Origin of the sequence: Halovenus salina (assembly GCF_026410925.1) — an archaeon.
In the GTDB taxonomy this organism is placed as follows: Archaea; Halobacteriota; Halobacteria; order Halobacteriales; family Haloarculaceae; genus Halovenus; species Halovenus salina.
This window is the reverse complement of record NZ_CP112972.1, coordinates 242,241-258,492: the sequence shown is the minus strand read 5'-3', so window position 1 is coordinate 258,492 and position 16,252 is coordinate 242,241. Positions and strand designations below refer to the sequence as shown.

The window sequence follows — 16,252 nt, the reverse complement described above, 5'->3', positions numbered from 1 at the left end:
ACTCGTATATATCAGTATTATAAATCCTCATCACTGTCTGTCAAAACAGAATAACATGGGCTCACTGAGAGAGAAGCTCGCCCTGAAACGTAACTACAAACGACGGTTCTCTCTTGCATTGATTCTCATATTTGTCGTAACGGGCGTCGCAGGTGGATACATCTATATTACTGTCGACCAGCAGATAACTGAAGAAACACAACAGCAGCTAATATCAACAGCACAAGGAGAAGCCGCAGAGTTAGACAACTGGCTCACGCTGACAGACCAACAGCTCGTCTCCTCGGCACGCACCACCGCAGTGCGCTCCGGTGATAGCTTCCAAATTGCAGACACACTCACCCGCATCTCGGAGCGAGACGCAATCACGGAAGCCCACCTCGTCGATAGCGAGACTGGCGAAGTTCTGGTCCAGACTGGGTCCGAGAGAACGGTGACCCACAACCAGACCCTCGCCGAGGGCGCACTCACGCGCGTGCGGAGAACGACCGCAGACAACAGCGTCGGAGTGGCGTTTTCGACCCCGTTCAGGACCGGCGACGGAACCCCAGTGTTGCTGGCAGCGAAAGAGACCGAAAGTCAGGACGGGCGGGTGCTGGTTTCGGTGGTTGACCTGCACAAACTGTCGAAACAGCTGTTGTTAGCGGGAACTGGAAACGACAGGAACCGCATGATTCGCGTTCTCGGGCAGGATGGAACAACACTACTGTCGACCAACGAGTCCGCAATTTTGCGAGAGGATCCGACCTGGGAGGCGGCCACGTACAACGGCAGCGGATACGGGACATACTCAGCCGGGAGCGAACTCGCGATTGGGCACGCCGGTCTCGACAGTCAGTCGTGGGTGGTGACAGACCAGGTCGAAACCGACGAGGCGTACGCACTCAGAAGCAGCGTGGCGAACCGGATTCTCCTCTTGCTGGCGGTGTTGCTCGTCGGGCTTGCCGCGTTTGGGCTGACAATCGGGCGCGATACCGTCCGGACCGTCGGGCGACTCGTCACTGAGGCTGAGACGCTCCAGTCTGGCGACCTCGACACGCCGGTCGAGACTGAGCGCACCGACGAGTTTGGCGACATATTCCGGGCACTCGAACAGCTACGCTCCTCTCTTGGACGCAAGATTCGAGAGGTCGAAGAAGAGTGTGAGCGAGCAGAGTCAGCACGGCAGGCCGCAGAACAGGCACGGTCTGAGGCCGAACAGGCCCACAGCGAGGCTGAAACCCTCAACGAACATCTCGAAGCGAGGGCAACCTGCTTCAGTGAGGCGATGGCAGATGCCGCAGACGGCGACCTGACGCGGCGGATGGACACCGAGACCGAAAATGATGCGATGGCCGAGATTGCCGCGTCATTCAACGAGATGATGGCCGAACTGGAGACAACGTTCGGACAGATTCAGTCGTTCGCAGACGAGGTCGCTACTGCGAGCGAAGCAATGAATCATACCTCACAGGAGAGCTACGACGCGGGTCTGCGAGTCACAGAGTCAATTCAGGCAATCTCCGCCGACGCAGACGTGCAGTCACAGAATCTCGAAACCGCAACCGAGGAGATACGAGAGTTATCAGCAAACACCGACCAGGTGTCTGCGCTGGCCGGCGACGCCACGGAGATATCCGAGGAGACAGCACAGACAGGTCGCCGAGGGAAGTCGGCAGCCTCGGCGGCGATTTCGGAGATGGATTCGATAGAGGAGAAATCAAACGCGACGGTACGAGAGATGGAGCGGCTCGACGCCAAGGTAGAGGAGATACAGGCGATTAGTGACCTCATCGCAGATATCGCGGCACAGACGAACACGCTGGCACTGAACGCCTCCATCGAGGCGGCCCGGGCTGACAGCAGCGGAGACGGGTTCGGGGTCGTCGCAGACGAAATCAAAACGCTCGCCGACGAGACAGCCACAGCAACCGGCGACATTCAGCAGTTACTCGAGGAGGTCCGAGAGACGACAGACAGCACGGCAGACGATATCCGGGAGATGAACGAACAAGTCGTCACTGGCACGACGACCATCGAGGAGGCACTCGCCGCGCTCGAAGAGATTGGCGAGGACGCCCAACAGGTCAACAGACGCGTCCAAGAGATCAACGCAACGATGGACGAGCAGGCCAGTTCGGCATGTGCCGTGTCGGAGACTATCGAGGAGGTTGCGACAGCGGCCGAGAAAGTAAGTACCGAATCCGACACTGTCTCCGGGGCCGCTCAAGAGCAGACTGCCGCACTAACCGACGCCGTCAAGCGGGCAGAGACACTCAGTCAGAAGGCGACACAACTCCAGGTGGAACTCGATACATTCAGTATCGATGGCAACAATCAGTCGGTGTTCAACTCAGAGACAACCGACAATACGGTTTCCTCGGCGCTGGACGACTGATACTGATTATTGCGAGTTGTTTCCGTCGTGGTGTCGCCTGTTCCCCGCCTCGGGCTGTGACACATCTGCTTCAGTGAAGTTGGTCCGAGAATCACCGCAATAATCACTACGACTGACGGTTGAACGAGCCGTCACAACAGGAACGACCGGTTCACTGCCGTCACGGTCGGCCCGCTCGAAAAAGTCGACGTCGGCGGTGTTCTGGGGGAAGATAACCGTTATACGTATCGCATCTGACTGTGGAGGCAATGAACGATTCCAAGCAGGAAGAATCCGTCTCGGCCGAGGGGTCCGAGCACGGAGCACCAGCGACGGGTAAGGTCCTGCCAGATAAGTTCTCCTCTGACGAGGTGTTCCAGCGCATCGTTGCGGACGCCGAACACGAGGTGACATCGAACACCCGGGAGCTGTTTTTCAGCGCGCTCGCCGCCGGATTCGCTATCACGATTACGTACTTACTCTATGCCTCAATGTCGGCAAAAGCCGACAGCAGCGTCATCGCAGTGCTTCTGTATCCGCTGGGATTTATTTACATCATCATCGGCGGCTACCAGCTCTACACGGAGAACACGCTGCCGCCGGTGGCGCTGACACTCGAACGACTGAGTTCTGTTCCGGCGTTGTTTCGACACTGGCTGGTCGTTCTCGCAGGCAACTTCGCCGGGGGCGGCCTCGGTGCGCTCGCACTCGCATACGGCGGCGTCTTCGACGAGCAGACGAAGACAGTCGCCATCGAAATCGCTGAAAAGGGACTGAAGACGCCGGTCTGGGACCTCTTTTTCAAGGCGGCGTTTGCGGGGCTCATCGTCGCCGGAGTCGTCTGGATGATATTCGCTGCGAGTGATACGATATCGAGGCTGGCTATCGTCTATCTCGCCTTCCTTGCGATTCCGCTGGGGAACCTGTTTCACGTGGTGGTCTCCTTTACAGAGGTTATCTACCTGGTGTTGGTCACCGACCTCGCAGTCGGCGTCGGATTGACCGAATTCGTCGCTCCGGTGCTTGTTGGAAACACCCTCGGAGGGATTCTGTTGGTCACTGTCGTCAACTACTACCAGACCAGCGAGCAACGCCTCGAGATCGCACGGTTCGAGAACGTCCGCCGACTCACGACGCGCGAGCTGTTGCTTGGGAACCTGGCCGGGCGGTCGTACGTGCCTTTAGTCGACACACTCGAAGAGATCGCCAGAGACCCCGACTCCTATCGCATTCTGGTCCCGATTGCGAACCCCCGTACCGAACAACGTCTCGTCGACTTCGCCGCCAAGATTGCAGGGACCCGCGAGAACGGGTGTGTACACGTTGTTCACGTCGTGCAGGCACCAAAGGACATTTCGGTCAGCGCAAACAGCCGTCAACACGACCGAATCATCCGGGAATCCGAGCGGTTGCTTGAGGACTTCGACCGTCTGGGAGAGCGCCACGACGTGCGAGTCGATACGTCGACGATTGTCTCGCCGCGCTCGTTCACCGAGATTTTCGACCGCGCACGCCGAACGAACCCGGACCTCGTCGTGATGGACTGGGACAAAGAAAAGGTCTGGAACTCCGCCCGTGCCGAGGGCTATCTCGACGAGTTGACCAACAGGCTCCCATGTGATTTCCTGGTTGCGCGGGACCGTGGCCTCGACGCCTCGCGAATCCTTATCCCGACCGCAGGCGGCCCGGACTCGGACCTGAGCGCACAGACGGCACGGATGCTCCAGCTGACCGACGATGTAGAGGTGTCGTTGCTCCACGTCGTCGAGACCCCCGCAGAGCGCGAGGCCGGCGAGCAGTTCCTTCGGACCTGGGCAGATGAGCACGACCTGGAAGACGCGACGTTCATCGTCGATGATGGGGGAGACGTCGAAGACGCAATCATCCGCGAGGCCGACGACGAAACGATGGTGCTGATTGGAGCAACCGAACGCGGACTGCTCGCGCGGCTGGTGACAGACTCGCTTCACCTCGATGTCGTCGACCACGTCGACAGCTCGGTGCTACTGGCCGAGCGACCCTCGAACCGTGGCATTCGCGAACGGCTCTTTGGCAGAGGGCGGCGGCGAAAATAGCAGTTTCCGAGCGCGCTACTCGTGGCGAAGTGCCTCAATCGGGTCAACCCTGGCGGCCCGCCACGCAGGATAGATACCTGAGAGGACCCCGACGCCGAGACCGACGGCAACGGCGATGACCACCCAGTCCACCGGGTAGACCATCGGCCAGCCGATGAGCGTCACCCCAAGGTAGCCGACGCCGATGCCGACGAGCACCCCGAGTAACGCGCCGACAGCACCGAGGATGCTCGATTCGATGAGGAACAACTGGATGATGTCGCGTTTGCGCGCCCCGACGGCTTTCATGATACCGATTTCGCGGGTCCGCTCGGTGACGCTCACGATCATGATGTTCGCGATGCCGATGGAGCCGACAATCAGCGAGATGGCCGCGATGCCCCCGATGAACGCCGTTAGCTGGTCGATGACGTTCGTAATCTGGTCGACGGCGTCGTCGATAGTCTGGACCCGAATATCGGTGCCGTCTTGTTTCAGCGCTGTTGCGTCGGCCTCGGTCTCGAAGTACTCCGTCGCCTGTGTCTTAATATCGTCGACGACAGCAGCGTCTTCGGCTCCGATAATCAGCGAGCTGTAGGCTTTCTCTTCGGTCCCTCTAGGCGTCTCGATCGTGGTGTTGTAGTGGTGGTCGAGCGAGAGATAGATGCCCGCGCTCGGCCCAGTTCCGAAGCTCTCCTCGACGATGCCGGTGACCATGAACTCCTCGGCCGTGCCGTCGTCGAAGCTGACGCGTATCTGATCGCCCACCAAGGCCTGGCCGTCGGTCATATTGACCAGGGCCTGCGTGAGAATCGCTTCGTCGCCACCGTCGAATAGTTCACCGTCCAGCATGTCCCCGGAGTCGTACTGATCAGGCGAAACCGCCTGTACGCTGAAGCCGCCGGTCTGGCGAGTGTCTCCGACGACGAACTGGCTCGCGGACAGGCGTGCCTCGGGGCCGACGAAATCCACCCCGTCTATCGATTCGAGATTCGCAACGTCGGTCTCGGTGTAAATCGGGTCAGGAATGAACCGGAAGCCGCCGTTGCCGGTCTGTTGCGTGTTGACCAGCATCCCCGGCTCACCGTCATCATCCTCGAAATCCTGGATGATGTTCTGCTCGAAGGCACCGCCCAACACCATGAAGACGATGACCGCCGCAATACCGATGATGACTCCGACGGCAGTCAGCGTGGAGCGGAGCTTGTGGCCGGTGATGGCACGCCAGGAGATGCGCAGGCTCTCGGTGAGTTTCATGCCGTATCACCCCCCAGTTCTTCGATTTCCTCGATCTGGCCGTCGACCAAGTGGACGATGCGGTCGGCGTGTTCGGCGATGTGGCGCTCGTGGGTGACCATCAGAATCGTCCGGCCCTCTTGATTCAGTTCCTCAAAGAGGCCCATGATGGTACTGCCCGTCTCCGTATCGAGGTTGCCGGTCGGCTCGTCGGCAAGCAACAGCGAGGGTTCGTTGACCAGGGCGCGGGCGATGGCGACGCGCTGGCGCTGGCCGCCTGACAGTTCCGGCGGTGTGTGGTCCAGGCGGTCACCAAGTCCCACCCGAGAGAGCAGGTCTTCCGCGCGCTCGCGCCGGCCCTCGTCGACGACATTCTGGAACACCATCGGGAGTGTCACGTTCTCAGCAGCCCTCAACCGCGGCAGTAGATTGAACTGCTGAAAAATAAAGCCCAACTCCGCCCCGCGAAGGCGTGCTCGCTTCCCGTCCGAGAGCGAGCCCACGTCCTGATTGTTGACCGTCACCGTTCCCTCGTCGGGCGTATCCAGACAGCCGATCATGTTCATCAGCGTCGACTTCCCCGACCCGCTGGGACCCATCACCGCCGTGAACGACCCCTCCGGCAATGAGAGCGATACACCATCCAGTGCGTCTACCGGCTCGCCCAGATAATACGTCCGCCGGACCGACGACAACTCTACGACTGCTTCGGTATGTTCCGGTCGCTGTGTCTCTGTTGCTGCCATCAGTTCGACCCTCCAGCTCTCTCTCGCCCGGTTGCTGACCCATGCTGGCGCGGTGTCAAGTACGCCGCGTCGGCAAACTGTTCGATGCTCATTACTCTACCTGTACCAACTATCTCTTTCCTGCTATCCATGTAGGCTAGCTATCGAGAGTATTGTCTCGATTACATGCTAGTAATAAAGACCTACTATCGCAGCAGGGTATCGAGACTTTCAGGAACGACGAGAACGTCACTGCCGGGTTCGATAGCATCAGCGACATTGGGAGCACTGGACAGCAGACACTCCTCGACGACAGCCGGGTTCTGTGAGTTGGTCACCCAGACGTCGTGCTCGCGGAGACTCCGGGCGACGACGAACGCTCGCTGTGCGCCGGGTTCGTATCCGTCTTTCATCTCCTCGAACAGCGACTCGGCGTCGGTCGCCGTCGAGAGCCGCTCGTAGAAACGCTGTTCGCCCGTCCCCTCACCAGCGCCTTCTCCGAGCGCTGCCGGGACGACGACGCGCCCATCCGCTCGAAGGGGATTGTTCGCACCGAGAATGACGTAGGTGGCCGCTCTCGTCGTCTGATAGAGGTTGGCATCCTTGGGTGCACCGACGCCGGCGACGACGGCGTCGTACTCTTCGTCTACGTCGACGGCGAGCGCATCGAGTGCGACCTCGGCGAGCTCTGAAACGACGGCTCGCGGGTCGCCGGCACGGGCGGCCATGATGCCGTCAGGACCGTGGGTGACGTTCAGACAGAACTCGACGCCAGCAGCGTCACCGGCGCGGTCCAGAAACGACCGGAATGGGTTGTCCTCGATACGGCCAAGCCGGACGCCGTCTCGGCTCAGGAGCTCTGGGCCGTGCGTGTAGCGTATCTGTGACTCGCCGGCAGCCCCGATGACGGCAGTCTTTGCGCCGCCAGAGAAGCCAGCGTACTGGTGTGGTTCGACCATCCCCGTCGAAATCAGGTTGTCGGCCTCGGCCGCGGGCTCGAACAGCTCGATTGGGCAGCCGTCGACTTCACCAACCCGAACCGTCTGGTCGGGGTCGTGGTTTACCGCGAGGTCGGCGTACTCCCCGAGCAGTTCGGTCATCTCGTCGTCTGTCAGCGGCCGGTGTAATCCGAGTCCGACAACGACCGAGATAGCCTCTCGGTCGATACCCGCATCAGTGAGTTCATTAACGAGAACGTCGAGCAGGACCTGCTCGGGCGTCGAGCGTGTGATATCCGTGACGACGATACAGACGTCCTCTCCAGGAGCAACGCGTTCGGCCAGCGGCGGGCCGCTCGGGTCCGAGACTGCGTCGCGGGCCGCCGAACGAACGTCTACGGGTTCGCGACCCTCGGGCGTCGCGACTGTCACCGAACAGTCCGGCAGCGACACGTCGATATGACTATCTCCGAAGGGGACTTCGACCATACCCTCCGATTGGGCGGCCCAGCGAAAGTCAGTTCTGGTCACCCTGTCGTGAACTGCTCGTCACCGAGACAGTCGAGGTGGTCTTCGAGGGCATCGACGACTGCAACAGGGTCGTCGATGCGGCCGAGGTCGTGGCGGTGGTCGGGCCACCATCTGCGGACCAGTCGGAGCTCGTCGTCATTGACCTGGTACCCCTCAAACTGCCGCCACGGAATGAATCGGTTCGAGGCCGGATGCTCGATTTCGATACCGCCCTCGTACACCCGAAAGCGGTCGGTCCGGACGCTTATGCCGAGCAACGACCCTCCGATGCCGCCGAGAGCGGGGGCCAGAACGTGGTAGCCAACGGAGACAACGGTATCAACAGCGAGTAACACGCCGGTCCCGAGGAGGACGACTACACTGAGGGTCAACCGCTGTCGCCTGGCTGCAGGTGACGATGTCGCCTGCCAGGTGACGGCGGCCTCTGAGGAGAGATACTGTCGCCTGACGTATCGGCTCCTGGCCATCATCACCACGAGAAAGGCCGGAGACGCCGACAGCAGCGTTGCGAACACTCCCACGGTGACAGCGGTCGAACCGAGAGCCAGCAACCACGCGACTGCGGTTCCAGCCAGGAGAACGAGGCTCGGCGCGACGAGGGCGTACCGCAGCCGCGACCGTCCAAGCCGTTCGGGACCGTCCCGAGTCCGAGGGATTGCCAGTATTCCGAGAACCGCCCCCGAGAGGAACGCGACGACTGCCGAGACACCGAGTCCGGCAACGTCGATGATACCTGCAAGCGAGAGACCGAATACGAGCACCCCAGCGAGTACCGTTCCGGTGTAGCCACCGACAGCGAGCCGAAACCCCAGGTCAGGCGTGGGGTCTGCTCTCTGTGACAGGGTGTTCGACGTCTCCGCCATTTGTCCGAATACATTGGTAAATTGGCATAAAAACTGTTGGTTCGTCGCTCCAGCGGCAACTCAACTGGCCCACTCGACCATCCGCCGGTAGCGGTCGTCCTGGGACAGCGAATCTGTGTCTCCAACCAACACGAGTCCTTTCTTCGCCCGGGTGAGTGCGACGTTGATGCGCCGGTAGTCCTCGAAGATTGGGCCGTCGAGGGCTCCGGTCGTCACGAACGAGACGAGGATGACCTGTTTGCTCGACCCCTGGAATCGGTCGACAGTATCGACGGTGACACTCTCCGGAAGGGCCTTCCGAATCTCGGCGACCTGCGCCCGGAACGGCGCGATAACGCCGATATCGTCTGGCTCGACACCGGCGTCGAGATACGTCGCGACGAGGTCAGTGACCGTCTCGGCCTCCTCGGGGTTGGTGTTACCGACCTGTGTTCCGTCGGGGTCGACGAACGTGACGGCATCGTGCAGGCGCTCGGGAAGTTCGTCGACCGTCACGCCATCGAGGTCGACGAGTGACTGTCCAGCCACCTCGGCGGTCGCGGGCCGCAGTTGTCCGTCGTAAAACTCCGCCGAAGGGAACGCCTGGATGCGCTGTGTCATCCGGTACTGGCGGTCGAGCAGGACACCGGAATCGGGGTAGGTCTCGATGAGCCGCTCGAACAGCGACTCCCCGAGGTCGGCTTGCGGTCGGCCGTCATCCGAGGCATCCAAGACACCCTGTACTTCGCCCTGGTCGGCTTGGACGACGGGCGGTAACTGCTGGTGGTCGCCGACAAGAACGAACCGGTTGGCTCGCGCGATAGCGGCGAGTGTTCCTGGCTCGGTCAGCTGTCCAGCCTCGTCGACGACGGCAACGTCGAACTCCTGTGTTTTCACCGCACGAGAGCCACACGAGGCGGTAGTCGCCGCGACGACCGACGCTTCCTGCAGAGTCCCTGCACAGTCGTCGGGGTCCCCAGACTGTTCGAGCCGATACTCCTGCATGTCCTCTCGGACGCCGCTCTCGGTCCCGTATCGGACGATATCGGAGATCCCCTCGTCTTCGAGGGTTTCGAGGGCGTTGTCGACCGCGCGATTCGTGAACGCCGAGACGAGTACCCGCTGGTCGCGGTCGAGTAACTCCGACACGATGCGGGCCAGGGTGTATGTCTTGCCCGTCCCCGGTGGCCCGTGGACGAGCGCGAAGTCCTGGGCCCCGACGGCAGCCCGGACGGCGTCGTCCTGTGCCTCGTTGTTGTCGACGAAGGTTTCCTCGGGCCTGTCGAACGCCGGCGCTCGTCGCTCGAACAGCGGGTCCTTCCACTCCGGGGGCTGCAAGAGCAGGGCATCGTGTAGCGAGGTGAGCAGCCGGTCAGCCGAGAGTTCGGAGGGGTAGACATCGAGGCGGCGGAGGTCGACCGGCTCGTCGGCCGTCACCACGATTTCGTCGCTGTCGGCGGAGCCGAGCCGTTCGACTCTGGCGAGTTCGGCAGCGCCGCCGATGGGGTCTCCGTCGCTGGCGAGGACGACATCGCCCGTTCGAATCTTCGAGACGGCACCGGTCCCGCGGGCACGAAGTTCCCAGCGGCCGTCCTCTAACTGCTGTCGCCCTGTCGGTTCGAGGTCGACGAGCGCCCGGTCGTCGTCAGCCCGCTCGTCGGGACCCTGTTCCCAGAGCTTGGCGTACTCGCGGTGGACCTCCTGGCGCTCGTTCTCGATTGCTGCGTAGAACCGCTCGAAGTAGGCCCGTTCGTCTTCGGGGAGTGGTGTCCCGACCTGGCCGGCTTTGGACTCCTGGTCGAGTCGGCCCGAGACAGCCATACAGGTGTCCTGCTCGAAACAGTACTCGCATTTGGCGTCGGCCTCGTAGCCGGTGGGAACCTGGCCGCCAGCCTCCATCGCCGCGAGGTGGTTCCGGGCGCGGAGGATGAACTGGAGAAAGCCCGTCGAGATAGAGAACTCCTTGGCCGGCGAGAGGTCGCCGGACTCCTCGTCGCCGTCGACAGCGGCATTTTTGGTATACAACAGCGTCCCGGTGTCCGGGCTGTTCGCGACGGAACCGTCTTCGTCTGCCTGCTCGCCTAGCAACAGCGCATAACAGCCGGCCTGCACCTTGTCGTGAAAACGGGGGTCTCGGCGCGTGTTCTTGCCCGTCTTGAGTTCGACCGGCGCGCCGCGCCTGATGGCGTCTGCACGACCTTTGAGGCCGTACCGCTCGCTGAGAAGAAGCTGTTCCGAGCGCCAGTTATCGGCGTCGGTGAGTCGGCCCTGCTGGAGCCATCCCTCGATGGCGCTCGCGTGCTGTCTGACCGTCTCCCGCATCGCCTCGGGGTCGGCACCGAGCAAGCCGAGGTCCAGTCCCGACTCCTCGACACGCCTGTCGACGGCCTCATCGAGGTCAGCGCCCCGGAGGAGGTCGCCGAACACCTCGTGGACAATTGTCCCTTTCACCAGCGGCTCGGAGACGTCGGCCCCGTCGAGTTTGTTGAGGTAGTACATCCGCGGACACTGCACCCACGAGCGGATGTCCGTCACGTCGACGAGAAAGTCCGGCTCGACGACAACCATCGTCTCCTTACCGGTCGTGTACTGTGTCTCGCCGCGATACTCTCGCTGTTCGGCGTCGTAGACTGCAAGCTCCATCCCCGGGACGAGATAGTCGCCGGTCTCGATCCAGTCCTCCCACAGGGTGACGGTCGTCTCTGGACCGGCACCCCGGTCTGGACGGATCGTGACTTCGAGGAGTTCGGACTCGCCGTAGCTCGTGGTGACTGTCTTCGATTCCGGTACGTCGACAACGACGCCGCGAACGTGCACGAATCCACTCCGAGGCCCGCTCAAAAAATCCTGTCGGTAACGTCAGAGACCGATGCGTATAATCCCCTGGAGTCCCGAATTTCGACTAGCAATGCGCATCAGAGACTGGGACGACATTCTGCATGATGTTGTCGAGAGCGACGTCGACCCGGACGGCTGGCGGGCGGTCGGCGGCGACCGACGGAGCGGTATCGGTGAGGACCTGTATCTCGCTCACCCTGGTGTCGGCACCTACCAGCTCAAGACGTACGCAAAAAACCCGTTCCAGGTCGAGGGGGTCGGCGCACAGGTGGCCCGCCGGGTCGACGAGGACATCGACCCCCACTTCCCGGCAGAGGCCACAGAGTCGGGACTGTTCGGCGTCCAACAGCCCGTCGAAGACGAGGAGACTGCCTCCGAGCGGGCCAAACAGCTCGAATCGGTCGTCGAGACCCACGCCGACGCACCGACGACGCCGGACGCGTTGTTCGAGGACATCATGGACGCCCTGGAGAGTCCGGCCTACGGTCCGATGGAGTTCGACCAGCACGACCGACCCGATCAGCTTGAGGATCTCACCGAGACCTTCGAGGAGGCCGAGGAGCTGCTCGAACAGGAGTTCGAGGACATCATCGACGACGATGTCGAACGCGGCTTCTACTAATACCGGAAACACTCAACTGACAGCACGCCGTAGCTGTCGGCAATGGACCGCTCTACTGTCCCCCTCGTAGTTGTCGGCTGTCTGTTCGCGCTTGCGGTCACCGGCGCGGCAGTCGGCAGCGACCAGCCGACAATCGTCTACCCCGAACACGAACAGCAGACCGTCGCGCCCGGCGAGACCGTCGACGTGCGAGTCTTCGTCGAGAGCGACGGCGGGTACGGAGATATTGGCCTCACGAACCTGACTCTCGGCGTTTCCTACGAGCGTGAGATCCTCTCGGTGACGGATATCGAGACCGCGTCGTATCTCGAACAGGGGCCGGAGACCGAGGTCTACGACGAGACCAGCATCGACGACGAGAGCGGAACCGCTGTCGCCCACCAGTGGCGTGATCCGCCACGGAACGGTTCGACCGGCATCGCACAGTTCGCCACGGTCACCCTCGAAGTCGCCGAGAACGCCCCCGAGACGAACACGACGCTCTCCTTTGTCGACTCTCGGGCCGAACTCGCCGGCGACTACGAGGTGTTCGTCTACGAACACAACGCGACGCTACGCATCGAGAACAACGGAGACACTGCCGGCGCGGTCGCCACAGAGGAGTCACCGGCAGACAGCGGACCGCCCGTGATAGCAGTGGGGGTGGTCGGCGTCGCCACGGTCGGCGGACTGGCCCTGTTCGTTGGGCGGCGGTACCGGAGCTGAGCTACTCCAGGCGTTTGCTGACGTAGGGGCCGTCCTGTCGGAAGTCGAGCTTCTCGCGGTAGTACTCGCGGACGCCGATGCCGCTGAGCACCGACAGTTTGTCGTAGCCAGCATCGACGGCGAGTCGCTCGGCTTCAGCCAGCAGACGGGTGCCGTACCCCTGGTGTTGGTGTTGGTCGACCGGGGTGCCGTCGGCGGCTGCCTCGCCGACACCGACCTGACTGCCGTAGACGTGGAGTTCGCGGACGATTGCCGACTCTTCGAGTTCCCGGCGGACAGGGTCGTTCGGAAACCGGAGCCGACAGAATCCAACCAGGAGGTCGTTCTCGAAGTCCTCGAAGCTGATGAAGTGTTCCGTGCCGCCGGCGACCTCGTAGGTGTCTATCTCGAGGGTGACGTTCTGTGGATCCTGGTCGTTGTGGCCGACCTCGCGACACCGGATACAGTCACAACTCCAGCCGTGTTCCTCCATGCGCTGTCTGGCGAGCTGGCGTAGGTTCGACTTCCAGACACCACCTTCGATGAAGTCGGCCGGGATATCACGCTGGACGCGCTGGAGGCGGGTGTAGCGGGGAATCATCGATTTGATTTCGGCCACCAGTTCGGCTGCTTCCTCGTTGTCGAGAGGGTCGAAGTCGCCGGTGTGCCACGAGTCGTAGACAGCGGTCCCTTCGATGACCAGCGTCGGATAGATTTTGAGGTAGTCGGGTCGCCACCGGGAGTCCTCGAAGATACGTCGGAAGTCTTCGAGACACATCTCCTTGGACATCCCCGGCTGGCCCGGCATCATGTGAAAGCCGACCTTGAATCCGGAGTCACGCAGGCGGCGGTTGGCATCGATCGAGTCTTGGGTGCCGTGGCCGCGGTGCATCTCGCGGTTGATGCGCTCGTAGGTCGTCTGGACGCCGACCTCGACTTTCGTTCCGCCGAGGTCGAGCATCCGGTCGATCTGCTCGGGGTCACACCAGTCGGGTTTCGTCTCGAAGGTCGTCGCCACGTTCCGGACGCTGTCGACCTCGTTCTCGGCGATGACGTCTTCGAGATACCGGAAATCCACCGACTCGGGGTCGGGTGCGAAACTCTCCTCTTCGGCAGGCTCGGGGCGGCTGTCGACCTTGTAGTCGTTCATTGCTTCGAGCGCACGCTTGACGAACCACTCTTGGTAGTCGTGCGAGCGCGCGGTCATCGTTCCGCCCATGAGAATGAGTTCGACCTTGTCGACGGGGTGACCGATTTCCCGCAGTTGGTTGAGACGGAGGGTGACCTGCCCGTAGGGGTCGTAGTCGTTCTGTTCGCCGCGGGCGGCCGCGGGCTCGTGGCCCGTGTAACTCTGTGCGCTGGAGAACTCCGAGTCCGGCCCACCCGGGCAGTAGAGGCATTTCCCGTGTGGACACCGCTTTGGCGAGGTCATAATCGCCACTGGCGAGACGCCCGATGCTGTCCGAACCGGCTTGCGTTGGAGGACTGATTCGAGTTCTTCGCGCTTTTCGAGCGGCGCGAAATCGAGTAGATCCGAGTTCTTGGGGACCTTCGGCGAGGAGTACTTGCCACAGACGTCCTTCTTCGCCGACTCGACGTCGTCGCGCTCTATCTCGCCGTCGAGAATACGCTCGACGAGCTCCGAACAGGCCTGTTTGAAGGCGTCTGTCTCCTCACCAGTGTCCGTACTCATCGGTTCTACATCCCTGCTAAACTCGAATAAGCGTGTCGCTTGCCGGTAAAAAGCTACGCACCCTGACGAGACCAGTGGCCCCTCGATTACTCGTCGCCGAGTTCGCGAATCGTCGTGATGAAGTCGTCTTCGTCGTCGACGCTGCCAAGCGTCTCGGACAGTTTGTCACGCCGTTGCTCGATGCGTCGTCGAAGGTCTTGGTACTGCTCGCTGTTGTCGAGTTCGCGGGCGGTCTTGTTCGCTTCCAGGGTGGCCCGTTTCTCGACGAGGGCGTAGTACTCCTGTAGCATCGAGTCGTATGTCGAACGTTCGAGCAGGTCCTGGACGGTCGAGCGGAGTTTGTTCCCCTTGACTGGCTTTTCGAGGTACGCATCGAAGCCCATTTCGAGAATATCGAAATCCGGCTCGACAGCGGTGACCATCGCCACACGGCACTCCAGCCCACGAGAGCGAATCTCTTCGAGAACCTCGCCGCCAGAGAGGCCCGGCATCCGCCTGTCGAGTAACACCACATCGACGGCGTCGCCGAGTTTGTCCAGTCCTTCGTCGCCGTCTTCGGCGACGCGGACACTGTAGCTGTCGGCCAGCCAGAGGCGATACGTCTCTGCGACATCTGACTCGTCTTCGACGATAAGTACGACAGGGTCACTAGCAGACATCGGCTCCTGGGCGTAATTTGACGACTGAGACACATAGCTTTGTTGGCACGTGTATGGACCCTCAGAGGAAAGTTCGATTAGGACCGATGTGAGACGATGCGGTCGGCAATCTGGCGCGAGGAAAGAACCATCTCTTCGTCGGGCTCGTACGGAGAGGCGCGACACACCTCACAGTCGATACCCCGGCGCTGTAGTTCCTCGGCTATCGCGGCCTCCTCGTGGTGCTGGTCGTGGCCCAGCGCGATAACGTCTGGCTCGATTTCCTCTATCGGCGCGAAAATATCCTCTGTGTGTCCGGGCCGTGCCTCGTCGACGGGCTTCAGCGCGTCGACCATCTCCACACGCTGGGCGTCTGCGATAACCGGACCCTGTTTGTGGGTCACGTTCTCCGAGCGTGCAACGATGACGTGTAGCTTCTCACCCATCGCCTTTGCCTCTCGGAGGTAGTGGACGTGGCCGGGATGGAGCAGGTCGAAGGTCCCCTGGGCGACAACTCGCTTCATCGTTCATCCTCCCGTAGTTCACGGTCAATATCTTCCTGTGTGAAATCGAAAAAGTCCTCCTCAGGCGGGTCGACATCGAGGACCGGCAGGTCGATTGGCTCACCGTCCTGGTCGAACGCTTGCCAGTCGTCGGAGCCGTACGGCGCACCGATGATGATGTGGACGTGGTTCCGCGAGAACGTCGAGAGGTCCGCAGCGCTGGGCCGGAGCACGCCGTTCGGGTGTGAGTGGACCGACCCCGCAGCGCTGAGGTCGTTCGGCGTGTTAATCGGATTGAACTCGGCGCTGACCGGATTAGTCTTCGTTCCGGGAACGACGAGCACCTCGGAGAGAACCGTTCCGTCTTGGTCAAGCCCCAGATTGGCGGCGTCCTCTCCGCGGAGCATGCCCATGTACTCGTTTGGGTGTGCCTCTTCGGAGGCGGCCAGTGCGAACTCGAGTGCGGAATCGGCGATTCCGATAATCTCACTCGAGCGGAAGAGTCCCATACACGCAACTCAGCATCGCCCCCTTCTAAGGGTTCCGGAACCGCTCTTTTGACCACAGGTCTGTGCCATCGACGGCGCTGAAA

At 61.7% G+C, this 16,252-nt stretch carries 13 protein-coding genes; 4 read left to right on the top strand and 9 right to left on the bottom strand.

Features of this window, described 5'->3' with window-relative positions; all coding sequences use genetic code 11:
* Nucleotides 1-55 precede the first annotated feature (55 nt).
* Both OSC37_RS01230 and OSC37_RS01225 read left to right on the top strand, forming a co-directional pair.
* Nucleotides 56-2,377 carry a methyl-accepting chemotaxis protein gene (locus OSC37_RS01230; RefSeq protein ID WP_267162786.1) on the top strand — a complete coding sequence of 774 codons (2,322 nt, stop codon included), beginning with the start codon at nt 56-58 and terminating at the stop codon, nt 2,375-2,377.
* 248 nt (nt 2,378-2,625) lie between these two features.
* A complete protein-coding gene (locus OSC37_RS01225; protein WP_267162785.1) occupies nt 2,626-4,431 on the top strand; it encodes a formate/nitrite transporter family protein in 1,806 nt (601 codons plus the stop codon).
* A gap of 15 nt (nt 4,432-4,446) precedes the next feature.
* On the opposite strand, the gene OSC37_RS01220 is transcribed toward OSC37_RS01225, so the two are convergent.
* From OSC37_RS01220 to OSC37_RS01200, 5 genes are all read right to left on the bottom strand, one after another.
* Nucleotides 4,447-5,667, bottom strand: a complete 1,221-nt coding sequence (locus tag OSC37_RS01220; protein ID WP_267162784.1) for an ABC transporter permease — start codon at nt 5,665-5,667, stop codon at nt 4,447-4,449.
* Nucleotides 5,664-6,392, bottom strand: coding sequence for an ABC transporter ATP-binding protein (locus OSC37_RS01215; RefSeq protein ID WP_267162783.1), 729 nt, complete (start codon nt 6,390-6,392; stop codon nt 5,664-5,666). The genes OSC37_RS01220 and OSC37_RS01215 overlap by 4 nt, the downstream gene beginning before the upstream one ends.
* A gap of 185 nt (nt 6,393-6,577) precedes the next feature.
* Nucleotides 6,578-7,798, bottom strand: coding sequence for a lactate racemase domain-containing protein (locus OSC37_RS01210; RefSeq protein WP_267162782.1), 1,221 nt, complete (start codon nt 7,796-7,798; stop codon nt 6,578-6,580).
* Nucleotides 7,799-7,836: 38 nt separating this feature from the next.
* On the bottom strand, nt 7,837-8,703 hold the full coding sequence (locus OSC37_RS01205) for a hypothetical protein (RefSeq protein WP_267162781.1): 867 nt from the start codon (nt 8,701-8,703) through the stop codon (nt 7,837-7,839).
* 60 nt (nt 8,704-8,763) lie between these two features.
* Entirely contained in the window at nt 8,764-11,499 is a 2,736-nt protein-coding gene (locus OSC37_RS01200; protein ID WP_267162780.1) for an AAA domain-containing protein, read from the bottom strand.
* 91 nt (nt 11,500-11,590) lie between these two features.
* Between OSC37_RS01200 and OSC37_RS01195 the strand changes: the two genes are divergently transcribed.
* Together OSC37_RS01195 and OSC37_RS01190 are read left to right on the top strand one after the other, a co-directional pair.
* Nucleotides 11,591-12,142, top strand: a complete 552-nt coding sequence (locus OSC37_RS01195) for a hypothetical protein (RefSeq protein ID WP_267162779.1) — start codon at nt 11,591-11,593, stop codon at nt 12,140-12,142.
* 42 nt (nt 12,143-12,184) lie between these two features.
* Nucleotides 12,185-12,847, top strand: coding sequence for a cohesin domain-containing protein (locus OSC37_RS01190; RefSeq protein WP_267162778.1), 663 nt, complete (start codon nt 12,185-12,187; stop codon nt 12,845-12,847).
* A 1-nt stretch (nt 12,848) separates the two neighbouring features.
* Here the strand turns inward: OSC37_RS01190 and OSC37_RS01185 are convergent, their stop codons facing one another.
* From OSC37_RS01185 to OSC37_RS01170, 4 genes are all read right to left on the bottom strand, one after another.
* On the bottom strand, nt 12,849-14,519 hold the full coding sequence (locus OSC37_RS01185; protein WP_267162777.1) for a tRNA uridine(34) 5-carboxymethylaminomethyl modification radical SAM/GNAT enzyme Elp3: 1,671 nt from the start codon (nt 14,517-14,519) through the stop codon (nt 12,849-12,851).
* Between the two features lie 86 nt (nt 14,520-14,605).
* On the bottom strand, nt 14,606-15,178 hold the full coding sequence (locus OSC37_RS01180) for a HalX domain-containing protein (protein WP_267162776.1): 573 nt from the start codon (nt 15,176-15,178) through the stop codon (nt 14,606-14,608).
* Between the two features lie 77 nt (nt 15,179-15,255).
* On the bottom strand, nt 15,256-15,681 hold the full coding sequence (locus tag OSC37_RS01175; protein ID WP_267162775.1) for an FAD synthase family protein: 426 nt from the start codon (nt 15,679-15,681) through the stop codon (nt 15,256-15,258).
* Entirely contained in the window at nt 15,678-16,169 is a 492-nt protein-coding gene (locus tag OSC37_RS01170; RefSeq protein WP_267162774.1) for a Mov34/MPN/PAD-1 family protein, read from the bottom strand. Before OSC37_RS01170 ends, OSC37_RS01175 begins: the two co-directional genes overlap by 4 nt.
* Between the last annotated feature and the right edge of the window lie 83 nt (nt 16,170-16,252).